11 protein-coding genes are annotated in these 11,765 nt (G+C 57.6%); 6 read left to right on the forward strand and 5 right to left on the reverse strand.

The window, feature by feature from the left end:
- Positions 1-33 precede the first annotated feature (33 nt).
- On the forward strand, positions 34-1,392 hold the full coding sequence (gorA, locus tag IB254_RS02240) for a glutathione-disulfide reductase (protein ID WP_192416221.1): 1,359 nt from the start codon (positions 34-36) through the stop codon (positions 1,390-1,392).
- Here gorA and IB254_RS02245 read toward each other — a convergent pair.
- A complete protein-coding gene (locus IB254_RS02245) occupies positions 1,389-2,399 on the reverse strand; it encodes a DNA-binding protein (RefSeq protein ID WP_192416222.1) in 1,011 nt (336 codons plus the stop codon). The two genes, gorA and IB254_RS02245, sit on opposite strands and share 4 nt — an antisense overlap.
- A gap of 280 nt (positions 2,400-2,679) precedes the next feature.
- Here IB254_RS02245 and IB254_RS02250 point away from each other — a divergent pair, with 280 nt between their 5' ends.
- The 3 genes from IB254_RS02250 (at position 2,680) to ahpF (ending at position 6,014) form a co-directional block, all read left to right on the forward strand.
- Positions 2,680-3,618, forward strand: coding sequence for a site-specific integrase (locus IB254_RS02250; RefSeq protein WP_192416223.1), 939 nt, complete (start codon positions 2,680-2,682; stop codon positions 3,616-3,618).
- A gap of 138 nt (positions 3,619-3,756) precedes the next feature.
- Positions 3,757-4,320, forward strand: a complete 564-nt coding sequence (gene ahpC / locus IB254_RS02255; protein WP_007975937.1) for an alkyl hydroperoxide reductase subunit C — start codon at positions 3,757-3,759, stop codon at positions 4,318-4,320.
- A gap of 128 nt (positions 4,321-4,448) precedes the next feature.
- The gene (gene ahpF / locus IB254_RS02260; protein WP_192416224.1) at positions 4,449-6,014 is read left to right on the forward strand and encodes an alkyl hydroperoxide reductase subunit F; all 1,566 of its coding nucleotides are present in this window, start codon (positions 4,449-4,451) and stop codon (positions 6,012-6,014) included.
- 177 nt (positions 6,015-6,191) lie between these two features.
- Here the strand turns inward: ahpF and gloA are convergent, their stop codons facing one another.
- Positions 6,192-6,713: a lactoylglutathione lyase gene (gloA, locus tag IB254_RS02265; protein WP_192416225.1), complete on the reverse strand. Its 522-nt coding sequence runs from the start codon at positions 6,711-6,713 to the stop codon at positions 6,192-6,194.
- Between the two features lie 145 nt (positions 6,714-6,858).
- Here gloA and IB254_RS02270 point away from each other — a divergent pair, with 145 nt between their 5' ends.
- Positions 6,859-7,383, forward strand: a complete 525-nt coding sequence (locus tag IB254_RS02270; protein WP_192416226.1) for a DUF4946 domain-containing protein — start codon at positions 6,859-6,861, stop codon at positions 7,381-7,383.
- Positions 7,384-7,551: 168 nt separating this feature from the next.
- Here the strand turns inward: IB254_RS02270 and IB254_RS02275 are convergent, their stop codons facing one another.
- The 3 genes from IB254_RS02275 to IB254_RS02285 all read right to left on the reverse strand — a co-directional run bounded on the left by IB254_RS02275 (position 7,552) and on the right by IB254_RS02285 (position 10,674).
- On the reverse strand, positions 7,552-7,917 hold the full coding sequence (locus tag IB254_RS02275) for a histone-like nucleoid-structuring protein, MvaT/MvaU family (RefSeq protein WP_008031084.1): 366 nt from the start codon (positions 7,915-7,917) through the stop codon (positions 7,552-7,554).
- Between the two features lie 233 nt (positions 7,918-8,150).
- Entirely contained in the window at positions 8,151-9,686 is a 1,536-nt protein-coding gene (locus tag IB254_RS02280) for an EAL domain-containing protein (protein WP_192416227.1), read from the reverse strand.
- A 115-nt stretch (positions 9,687-9,801) separates the two neighbouring features.
- A complete protein-coding gene (locus tag IB254_RS02285) occupies positions 9,802-10,674 on the reverse strand; it encodes a LysR family transcriptional regulator (RefSeq protein ID WP_192416228.1) in 873 nt (290 codons plus the stop codon).
- Positions 10,675-10,752: 78 nt separating this feature from the next.
- Here IB254_RS02285 and IB254_RS02290 point away from each other — a divergent pair, with 78 nt between their 5' ends.
- Complete coding sequence (locus tag IB254_RS02290) at positions 10,753-11,697, forward strand: DMT family transporter (RefSeq protein ID WP_192416229.1); 945 nt, start codon at positions 10,753-10,755, stop codon at positions 11,695-11,697.
- The last annotated feature ends 68 nt before the right edge of the window (positions 11,698-11,765 follow it).

An 11,765-nucleotide genomic window follows, 5' to 3' on the forward strand; every position in this document is an offset into this window, starting at 1 on the left:
GGGTATGCTGTTTGCCTGCCGAGGAGATTGAAAATGGCCTACGATTTTGACCTTTATGTGATTGGCGCCGGTTCCGGCGGTGTGCGAGCGGCGCGTTTTGCGGCCGGGTTTGGCGCGAAAGTGGCCGTGGCCGAGAGTCGTTATCTGGGTGGTACGTGCGTGAACGTCGGCTGCGTGCCGAAGAAGTTGCTGGTCTATGGTGCACACTTCGCCGAAGACTTCGAGCAATCTTCGGGCTTTGGCTGGACGCCGGGCGAAGCACAGTTTGATTGGGCAACGCTGATTGCCAACAAGGATCGCGAGATCAATCGCCTGAACGGTATCTATCGCAACCTGCTGGTCAACAGCGGTGTGACCTTGCATGAAGGCCACGCGAAGATCGTCGATCCTAATACGGTCGAGATTAATGGCGAGCGTTTTACTGCGAAGAACATCCTGATCGCCACGGGCGGCTGGCCGCAGATTCCGGAGATTCCGGGGCATGAACACGCGATCAGCTCTAACCAGGCATTCTTCCTCAAAGAGCTGCCTAAGCGTGTGCTGGTTGTCGGTGGCGGTTACATCGCCGTTGAGTTCGCCGGTATTTTCCACGGCCTGGGCGCCGACACCACGTTGCTGTATCGCGGAGATTTGTTCCTGCGCGGTTTTGACGGCGCGGTTCGCAAGCATTTGCAGGAAGAACTGACCAAGCGTGGCATGAACCTGCAATTCAATGCCGACATCGAGCGCATTGAAAAGCTCGCCGACGGCAGCTTGAAGGCAACGCTCAAGGACGGTCGCGAACTGGAGGCGGATTGCGTGTTCTACGCCACTGGCCGGCGTCCGATGCTGGACAACCTGGGGCTGGAAAACACCGGGGTCAAACTCGACAAGAAAGGCTTTGTCGAGGTCGATGAGCAATACCAGACCGCCGAACCGTCGATCCTCGCGCTGGGCGATGTGATCGGCCGGGTTCAGCTCACACCGGTTGCGCTGGCTGAAGGCATGGCCGTTGCGCGTCGCTTGTTCAAGCCTGAGCAGTATCGCCCGGTGGATTACAAGATGATCCCGACGGCCGTGTTCAGCTTGCCGAACATCGGCACAGTCGGCCTCACGGAAGAAGAGGCTCGCGAGGCCGGTCATGACGTGGTGATCTTCGAAAGCCGTTTCCGCCCGATGAAGCTGACCCTGACCGAATGTCAGGAGCGCACGCTGATGAAGCTCGTGGTGGACGGCAAAACCGACAAGGTGTTGGGTTGCCACATGGTCGGACCGGATGCCGGCGAGATCGTGCAAGGTCTGGCGATTGCCTTGAAGGCGGGCGCTACCAAGCGCGACTTCGACGAAACCATCGGCGTGCACCCGACGGCCGCCGAAGAGTTCGTCACCATGCGTACACCGGTCGCGGGTTAATCGGCCTTGGCTGCGTCTGGCGCTGTCGCAATGACCGCTGCCAGGCGCACGCTTTCATCGAGGCTCGCCTGAGTCTTCAGTAGTTCAATTTCCAGCGCTTTGTTTATCTGCGACTGCTCCTCGACGTTCTGCTTCAGCGACTGGCTCTCCAGCAGTGCTGCGCGCAGGCGTTCCTGGAGGAGGGTGCGTTCGCTGTCGATCCGATTGACCTGTTCCAGCAGTTGATCCTGGCGGGTATGGGTGTGTTTGAGCTGTTCTTGCAACAGGCTCAGCTCGCGCAATGTGCCGCGGTTTTCGGTCAGCAGGCGTTCGTTGTCGCGATGCAGTTGGGTGATTTCATCCTGGCGCACCAAGGCGCTTTGCTGGGCCTGGCGCAACTCCATCTGAATCTGCTGCACCTGGCCTTCATGGCGGCTTTGTTCCTGCTCGCGCTGCTCTTTGACGGCGTTGCGATAGTGCTCCAGTGCGTCACGGGCGTGCAGGTGCTTTTCCTCAAGGGAGCGGATCTGCTCGTCCTTGTCCTGCAAGCGCAACTCAAAATCAGCCAGCGCCTGATTCATTCCGGCGTTGCGGGTTTGCTCGGTCTGCAGCATCGACAGGGTGTTGTGCAGGGTGTCGGACTCCTGCGTCAGCGCCAGGGTTTGAATCTCGTACTGCTGCTGCAATTCGCTGTTGGCTTCCTGGGCGTCTGTCAGCTGGTTTTCCAGGTCTTTTCGTTGCTGTTCGAACTGCGCGCGTGCCTGATCGATGGGCTCTTGTGCTTGTTCCTTGAGGCGTTGCGCAAGGCGCGAGACCAGCCCGGCCAGCTCGTCATCGATGGGTTCGGAGGAGGGCGCTACCGGCTCGGCGCCGTCATCCAGCTCCTTCAAGTACCGGTGAATAGTGGTTTTCGAGCCGGTATTGCCCATTTCGATCCGTACTGCATCGATACTGGGGTTTTCACCGCGAGCCAGAATTGCCAAGCGTGCCGCTTGCACCACTGCTTTGTTTACACCGCCGCGTGCCATGAACTCTCCTACGATTTCGTACTGTGGTACATACCACCAAAGTACACAATGTACCACACCAATAAACAACATTAAATACGAGAAGTATTAACACGGGATATACTGGTATTACCCCGTGTGACAGCGATCCTGAATTGGTCGAAGCTCCATTTCCGTACACAACCCTCCTGTAGGAGCGAGCCTGCTCGCGAAAAACCTCCAGGCACCGCGATCACTCAGGCAGTTAGCGTCATCGTTTACGTCCATCGCGAGCAAGCTCGCTCCTACAGGAGTCACCGCCATGAGCGATCTGGATCGTTACCTGCAAGCCGCCACGCGCGACAACACCCGCCGAAGCTACCGGGCGGCCATCGAACATTTCGAAGTCGATTGGGGCGGGTTTCTACCGGCCACGGCTGACAGCGTTGCGCGCTATCTGGTGGCGTATGCGGGTGAGTTATCGATCAATACGTTAAAGCTGCGGTTGTCGGCGCTGGCGCAGTGGCACAACAGCCAGGGGTTTGCCGATCCGACCAAGGCGCCCGTGGTGCGCAAAGTCTTCAAAGGCATTCGCGCGCTGCACCCGGCGCAGGAGAAGCAGGCTGAGCCATTGCAGCTTCAGCATCTGGAGCAAGTGGTGGCTTGGCTTGAGCAGGAGGCACAAACCGCGAAATCAAAAGACGACCGACCGGCGCTGTTAAGAGCCCGGCGCGATAGGGCGCTGATCCTGCTGGGCTTCTGGCGCGGTTTCCGCAGCGACGAGTTATGCCGCCTGCAAATTGAACACGTACAGGCCAGTGCCGGTTCAGGCATCACCCTGTATCTGCCTCGCAGCAAGAGCGACCGCGAAAACCTTGGCAAGACTTACCAGACGCCGGCGTTGCAGCGCTTGTGTCCGGTGCAGGCATACATCGACTGGATGACCGAGGCTGCATTGGTGCGTGGGCCGGTGTTCCGTGGCATCGACCGCTGGGGCCATTTGAGCGAAGAGGGCTTGCACGCCAACAGCATCATCCCGTTACTGCGCCAGGCACTGGAGCGCGCCGGCATTGCGGCCGAGCACTACACCAGCCATTCGTTGCGACGGGGTTTTGCCACGTGGGCCCATCAAAGCGGTTGGGATTTGAAATCGCTGATGAGTTACGTCGGCTGGAAGGATATGAAATCGGCCATGCGTTACGTAGAAGCCAGTCCGTTTCTGGGGATGACGCGGATTTCGGAAAAGCCGTTGGCGCCCTAGATACCTTTTCCTTCTATTAATACTGTCTGCTAATAGCGAAAACCAATCAGCAGCATGAGGTTTGCCAATGAGCCATCCGTCCGTCGAGTGGGTAGAGTTCACTCCATCAACTTCTTAACCCCTGACGGAGAGTCAACGATGCCTATCATCAACAGCCAAGTTAAACCATTCAAAGCTGACGCATTCAAAAACGGCGACTTCGTAAAAGTCTCGGACGCTGACCTGAAAGGCAAGTGGTCGGTTGTGTTCTTCTACCCAGCAGACTTCACCTTCGTTTGCCCGACCGAACTGGAAGACCTGGCTGACAACTACGACGCGTTCCAGAAACTGGGCGTCGAGATCTACAGCGTTTCCACTGACACCCATTTTGCTCACGCTGCCTGGCACAACACTTCGCCAGCCATCGGCAAAATCCAGTACACCATGATCGGCGACCCGACCCACGCTATCTCCCGCAACTTCGACGTACTGATCGAAGAAGCTGGTCTGGCTGACCGTGGCACCTTCGTGATCAACCCTGAAGGCCAGATCAAAATCGTTGAGCTGAACGATGGCGGCGTTGGCCGTGACGCTTCCGAGCTGCTGCGCAAAATCAAGGCTGCCCAGTACGTCGCTGCTCACCCAGGCCAGGTTTGCCCAGCCAAGTGGAAAGAAGGCGAGGCCACTCTGGCTCCGTCCCTGGACCTGGTCGGCAAGATCTAAGTCTGTGACACGCTTCAAAGGGCGGAACTCCGCACCTGCTCAGTAAGCTGCACCGCCCAATAGAAAAGCCCGGGCGAGATTCGCTCGGGCTTTTTTTCGCCTCAAGAAAAGCAAAGGAAATCGCCCGTATGTTGGACGCCAATCTTAAAGCCCAGTTGAAATCGTACCTGGAACGGGTCACCCAGCCGATCGAGATCGTTGCATCCCTCGACGACGGTGCGAAATCCCGGGAAATGCTCGAACTGCTGAAAGACGTTGCCAGTCTTTCCAGCCAAATTACTTTGCTCGACAACGGTGACGACACGCGTAAACCATCGTTCTCGATCAATCGCCCCGGTGCCGACATAAGCCTGCGTTTCGCCGGCATCCCGATGGGCCACGAATTTACCTCGCTGGTGCTGGCCCTGCTGCAAGTCGGTGGCCACCCTTCGAAAGCCAGTGCGGAAGTGATCGAACAGATCCGCTCGCTCAAAGGCCAGTTCAGCTTCGAGACTTACTTCTCGCTGTCCTGCCAGAACTGCCCGGACGTCGTTCAAGCGCTGAACCTGATGGCCGTGCTCAACCCGAACATCCGTCACGTCGCTATCGACGGCGCGTTGTTCCAGGCCGAAGTCGATGATCGCAAGATCATGGCCGTGCCAAGCATTTACCTGAACGGCGAGATTTTCGGCCAGGGCCGTATGGGCCTGGAAGAAATCCTCGCCAAGATCGACACCAGCGGCGCCGAGCGTCAGGCCGAGAAAATCAGCGCCAAAGAAGCCTTTGATGTGCTGGTGGTCGGCGGTGGTCCGGCTGGTGCTTCGGCAGCGATCTACGCCGCCCGTAAAGGCATTCGCACCGGTGTGGCGGCTGAGCGTTTTGGTGGGCAGGTGCTGGACACCATGGCCATCGAGAACTTCATCTCCGTGCAGGAGACCGAAGGGCCGAAACTGGCCAGCGCGCTCGAAGAGCACGTCAAGCAATACGACGTCGATATCATGAACCTGCAACGGGCCTCCGCGCTGATCCCGGCGAAGAATCCCGGCGAGTTGCACGAGGTTCGCTTCGAAAGTGGCGCGACCCTCAAGACCAAGGCACTGATCCTCGCCACCGGCGCCCGCTGGCGTGAAATGGGTGTGCCGGGCGAGCAGGAATACAAAGCCAAAGGCGTGTGTTTCTGCCCGCACTGCGATGGTCCGCTGTTCAAAGGCAAACGCGTAGCGGTGATCGGCGGCGGTAACTCCGGCGTTGAAGCGGCGATCGATCTGGCCGGTATTGTCAGCCACGTCACGCTGCTGGAATTCGACAGCAAGCTGCGCGCCGATGCGGTATTGCAACGCAAGTTGTTCAGCCTGCCCAACGTCGATGTCATCACCAGCGCACTGACCAGTGAAGTGAAGGGTGACGGCCAGAAGGTGACCGGCCTGGTTTACAAGGATCGCGATTCGGGTGAGTTCAACACGGTGAACCTTGAAGGTATCTTCGTGCAGATCGGTCTGCTGCCCAACACCGACTGGCTCAAAGGCACCATCGAGTTGTCGCCTCGCGGCGAGATCATCGTCGATGCCCGTGGTGAAACCTCGATGCCGGGCGTGTTCGCTGCCGGTGACGTGACGACCGTGCCGTACAAGCAGATCGTGATTGCAGTAGGCGAGGGCGCCAAGGCTTCCCTGAGTGCATTCGATCACTTGATCCGGACATCGGCCCCGGCATAAACCGGACGCTGAAAACACAAAACCCCATGAGTGATCATGGGGTTTTTTGTATGCGCAGCAGATCCCTGTAGGAGCCGGCTTGCTGGCGATGGCGATTTCACTGTTACAACCATTGGGAAGGCCGCCGCTTTGCGACGGATCGCCAGCAAGCCGGCTCCTACAGTAGGGCGGTGTGTTTCAGAGTGGCGCTGGCTGGATGATCTCGACCCAGTAAGCATCCGGGTCCTTGATGAATGCCAGGCTCTTCATGCGGCCGTCGTTCAGGCGCTTCTGGAAATCGCAGCCCAGCGCTTCGAAGCGTTCGCACGCAGCGACGATGTCCGGGACCGAGATGCAAATGTGGCCGAAACCGCGCGGGTCGGTGTTGCCGTTGTGGTAGGCGAAATCCGCATCGTTTTCGGTGCCGTGGTTGTGGGTCAGCTCAAGGATGCCGGGGATCGACTTCATCCATTGGGTGCGTGCGGCGGCATCGGCCGGGATCTGGTTCTTGTCGACCAGCGCCAGGAAATACAGGCTGAACTCGGCTTCCGGGAAGTCGCGCTTTTCCACCAGCGAGAAACCGAGGATCCGCGTGTAGAAATCCAGGGACTTGGTGATGTCTTTGACCCGCAGCATTGTGTGGTTGAACACGAAGTTCTGCGTTGCGGTGTCAGGTTGGGCGGTGACGCCTGGGAAGGTGTTCAATTCGTGCAGGCTCATGGGCCCTCCGGAAAATAAGTGGGGCTAACGAATGACGCCAATGATACGCAAGGGCGCAGGCATCACCAAACCCAAACCACCCGCTATTGCCTGACAGGCGGACGAGGCTCAGACTTTATCGCTCAATCCGTGAGTATTCATTGCAATGATCCGATCCTGTAAATCGCTGTTCGTTCTGATTTTCCTGCTGTCAGGCGTTACCTGTGCTCATGCCGATGCGCCGATCGTGACCTGGCCAGATGGCTGGGAAGTCGAAGCGACCCCGCCAGATCAGGCCAGGCCTCAGGTGTCCCGGCAGCGCGCGGTGAAAAACGATCAGGGCGGTGCGCCGTTGATGGTGATGGAGTTGACCATGACGCCGGTGGAAAGCGGTCATCAGGTCAATCTGCAAGGTGTGCTGCTGGAAATGCGCAAGTCCGTGCAGAAGGACTTCTTTCAGGGCGGCTATCAAAGCGTGTGCAACAAAATCCATCCGGCAACGTTGAGCCGCCTGGCGGCACTGGAAACTACCTGCACCATTACGCAGAATGGGCGCCATGTGCTTTCGCAAACATTGGTCGCGGCGGTGGATGCCGATAAGGCTTATGTTCTTTCGTACGCAGGACAGGCAGAGGCTTACAAGGCAAGCCTGGGTGAAATAGAGGCTGCTCGTAACAGCTTGAAACTTTAGATAACGGTTTGCACGGTCGTGCATTTCGCAATGTTTAGATACCCAAAGGGATTAAGCACAAAGTTAGTCGATATGTAGCGAATTGATCGATTTCAATCGTTGCATTTAACAGGTATCCATAAAAAAGCCCCGCTTGATGCAGGGCTTTTTTTTTGTCACCGCGAGTGCTTAGCCGCGAAGCCAGGAGTCAACGGTGGAAGCACCGTATTGTTCCTTCCAGGCTTTCAGGCCGCGGTGGTTGCCGCCCTTGGTTTCAATCAGTTCACCGGTGTGCGGATTCTGATAAACCTTGACCACGCGAGCGCGGCGGGTTTTCGGCGCGGCGGCCTGCTGCAGACCGGATTTTGCCGGGTTCGGATCGAGAATGGCGATGATGTCGCGCAAGCTCTTGCCGTAGGTTTTCATCAGCCCCTGGAGCTTTTCTTCGAATTCGATTTCTTTCTTGAGCCCGGCATCGTTCTTCAGGGATTCTAGCTGCTTGAGCTGCTCTTGAAGGGCCTTTTCAGCTGCACGAAATTCAGCGAGTCTGGACAATATCTTTACTCCAATAGTGTGTTTGGCTGATACCAACCGCAAACAAAGCTATAAGCCAAGAGCCTTGTAGCGACTCGGTGATAGTGGCTCACCTGCCAATTTATAGCAGGCATGAAAAATTGTAGTAGTTAATGAGCAAAGAGTAAATCCTGACTTTTTCTTCATGTAACGATAGTAGTCTTTTGATTCAAATTGGTGCGCATCGCCGTTGTCTCGTCGCTTAATGCCATAAGTTAATGGTGACTTAATGCCTTAATGAAATCAGCAGCGGGCATCGGCCGGCCGAACAGATATCCTTGCAGAAAGTTCACGCCATGGGCGGTGAGGTAGTCACTTTGCTCTTCGGTTTCCACGCCTTCGGCGACGATGCCCAGATCGAGCTTGGCCGAGAGTTCGATGATGGTGTCCAGAATGTGCCGGGAAAGGGCGTCTGCGCCGATCAGGGCGACAAAGCTCTGGTCGATTTTCAGGAAGTCGACATTGAACTGGCGCAGATAACCCAGGCTTGAATGGCCGGTGCCGAAGTCATCGATGGCGATCTTCACGCCCAGCGCATGAAGTTGCTCGAACAACTGCAGCGTGATGGCGGTGGGCTCAATCAGTTCACGCTCGGTCAGCTCCAGTACCAGGTGAATGGACCCTGGTGCAAAGTTGCTCAGAAATGCCCGGCAATCTTCGACCAGTTCCAGGTTCTTGCAGTGGCTGGCAGTGATGTTGATGCCCACATGAAACGGGCTTTCGAATGAGGTCGACAAGGGCGACAGCAATGCGGCGGTTTGCTGCATTAAAGAGCGGGTCATGGGCACGATAAGCCCGGAGTGCTCGGCGAACGGAATAAACAGATCGGGACGAACCAGCCCTTCCTTCGGGTGCTTCCAGCGCATCAGCACCTCGGTGCCTGACCATTTCTTGCTGTCGCCATGAACCACCGGCTGAAAGTAAGGAATGAACTCCGCCGCTTCCAGCGCACGCTGTAGCTCATGACTCGGCGATGAAGAGCGCTTCTGCAGAATGTGCCCGATGGACCCTGAAACCACGCCGAAGAAGATCAGCAAGCTGAACAGCGGCGGATATTCGCTACTCATGTAGCGCCACGTTTCGCCTTCGGGAAATCCGGCCGTTACAGAGAATGCATAGCGCGAGGAATCGAGCCTGGTTTGCGCCACGGGCAAGGTGGGGAGTGGGTCTTGATGGAACTGGCCATCGGCGGTCAGCCAATTAGGGCCGACTTGCAGCACCAGTATTGTCGAGCGGCCGATCATGCGCAGTGCGTTGCTCAAGTGATAACCGTCCAGCGTGCTCAGCGCGCCCTTTTTTCCTTCGCCGATGCGGTACACCAACACCGCGGAATCGGGCGTGACCAGATTGCCTTTCATCAGTTGCAACGTGCCGTTGCTGTAGTCGCCGGCCTCGATTTTTTCGCGGAAGTCGCCGAACAAAGAACTGCAGTAATTGGTGTCGTCCCACACCAGATTGGTCGAGCGCACAAACGGACGGCGGGTGACTTGCTCGCGCAAGGCCAGATTGACGTCCATACAACTTTTCCCGGCCAGCGGCAGCAATTCGCGTGCGGCCTGCGCGGTGTTGTCGAGCATCAGTTCGAATTGGCGAATGGCTTCTTCGGCGGTCAGTCGGGTGCTTTGCTCAAGCGCGCGCTCAGCTTGCAGGTAAAGAATGGCGAACCCGAGCAACATCGGGAGCAAACCACTCAATACGGTGACAATAATCCGTCTGCCGCGTTGGCGGCGGGCTTTTACAGTCAGTGGCATTTGCGAAACCTGTAGCGATGAAATAGGGCTCTCAAATGCAGGCAGGACAACGGCACGCCTCCCCAAAAGAGTTCGGTCAGAGGCCATGATAGTTGGCCTTTGTGGCTTATGCCGCTCAACGGTAGGCCAGACTTGTGGCCAGTTTGATAAAGGCCAGTGCCGCCGGTGAGCTCTGGCGTTGGTCGAGCACGGCCAGGCCGACCTGGCGTGCGATCGCTGGCGACAGCGGTTTTTTCAGGTAGCGGTCGTCGTGATGCGTGGGCAGCGAGCCTTCGGCGACCACGGTCAAGGCATCGCCCCGGCCAACGGTATCCAGCGTGCTGAGCAACTGCGAGCAACGATAACGGATGTTCGGCGTCAACCGCGCGGCACTGAACAAACGGGACACCAGCTCCGAAGAGCCGGCCTCGGTCAGCACGAACGGGTCGTGACATAAATCGCTCAGGGTCAGGCTGGTGCGAGCCGCCAGCGGATGATGGGCGGGCAGCAACGCGACCATCTGGTCCTGGAACAGCGCAAAGGTGTCGAATCGTTCTTCGGGCAACACCACGAAGCCGATGTCGATGCGTCGCTCTTCCAGCCACTGGATCACCTGGCGGTCGGGGCCTTCATCAATGTGCACCTCGATGCCGGGGTGCGCGGCGCGGTAGTGCTGCAGAATCGTCGGCAACAACTTGATCGATGAGGTCGGGCCGAACGAGCCGATGCGCAATGTGCCGCGTTTCATGCCGCGGGCATCCGCCGCTTCCTGGCGCAAGGTGTTGGCCAGCCCGAGCATTGCCCGGGCGCGTAATAGCAGCTGTTGGCCGATGTCACTGAGTTCGACCTGAGACTGATGCCGCCGCAGAAGCTCGACGCCCAGTTCCTGTTCCAACGACTTGAGGGCGTGAGACACAGCGGATTGAGAAATGCCCAGACGATTGGCCGCCGCCGTAAAGCCGTGGAGTTCGGCAACGAGCGAGAAGATCTCCAGCTGAGTGAGGGTCATGAGCTTTTACTCATTTTACGATGATCGAATATTAGCGAAATGATACGCCATCGAATCGATCTGTCGTTCTGGAGACTTATGACTGCATGTGAGCAAAGCCTGTCGGAGCCTTCCGATGTCGCGGTTTATTTCAAACTCGCGGCGGTCACCATGATTTGGGGCGGCACCTTCGTCGCGGGACGGTTTCTGGCGGACAGCCTCAGCCCGTTGTTCGCTGCCAGCCTGCGTTTTTTGCTGGCCAGCGCGGCGCTGCTCCTGTTTTTGCTGCTCGCGCGCATTCCACTGGCCCGGCCGAGTCCTCGGCAATGGTTGCAACTGGCGTTGTTGGGCTTTTTCGGGATTTTTTTCTACAACCTGTGCTTCTTCTATGGCCTGCACTACATCAATGCCTCGCGGGCGTCATTGATCGTGGCGCTGAACCCGGCCGTGATCGGACTGGCCTCGTGGCTGCTGTTCAAGGAGCGCTTGAGTCGAGCGAAAGTCATCGGCATCGCGATCTGCATTGCCGGGGCAAGCCTGGTGATTGTCAGTCGTCATCCGCAGTTGCTGGCCGGTCAGGCGGATGCCTGGTTCGGCGATCTGTTGATTTTCGGCTGCGTGCTCGGTTGGGGCATTTACTCACTGTTCTCCAAAGATCTGAATCAAACCCTGGGGCCGGTGCAAACGGTGACGTATTCGATTTTGCTGGGCACGGTGATGCTCTGGGTGGCCAGTGCCGTCAGGGGCGAGGTGAGTGTTGCGGCGCTGGTCAGCCTTGACTCGTCGCAATGGTTGAGCCTGATGTATCTGGGCGTGCTGGGCTCGGCGCTGGCGTATATTGGCTATTACGACGGCCTGCGCAAAATCGGCGCGACCCGTTCCGGGGTGTTCATCGCCTTGAATCCGCTGACCGCTGTCATCCTGGGTGCGTTGCTGCTCGGCGAGCGATTGACCCTGACGATGTGTCTGGGCGGCGGGCTGATTCTGGCGGGGATTTTCCTCTGCAACAAACCCCTTGCGCGAGCAGGGAAAAAGGGGATTTGATACAGAAGGCGGACAAACCTATTTACGCTGTGTAGAATCCGGTTACGCATATAAGAATAAATGGCTTC

This window comes from Pseudomonas sp. PDM03 (assembly GCF_014852385.1).
In the GTDB taxonomy this organism is placed as follows: domain Bacteria; phylum Pseudomonadota; class Gammaproteobacteria; order Pseudomonadales; family Pseudomonadaceae; genus Aquipseudomonas; species Aquipseudomonas migulae.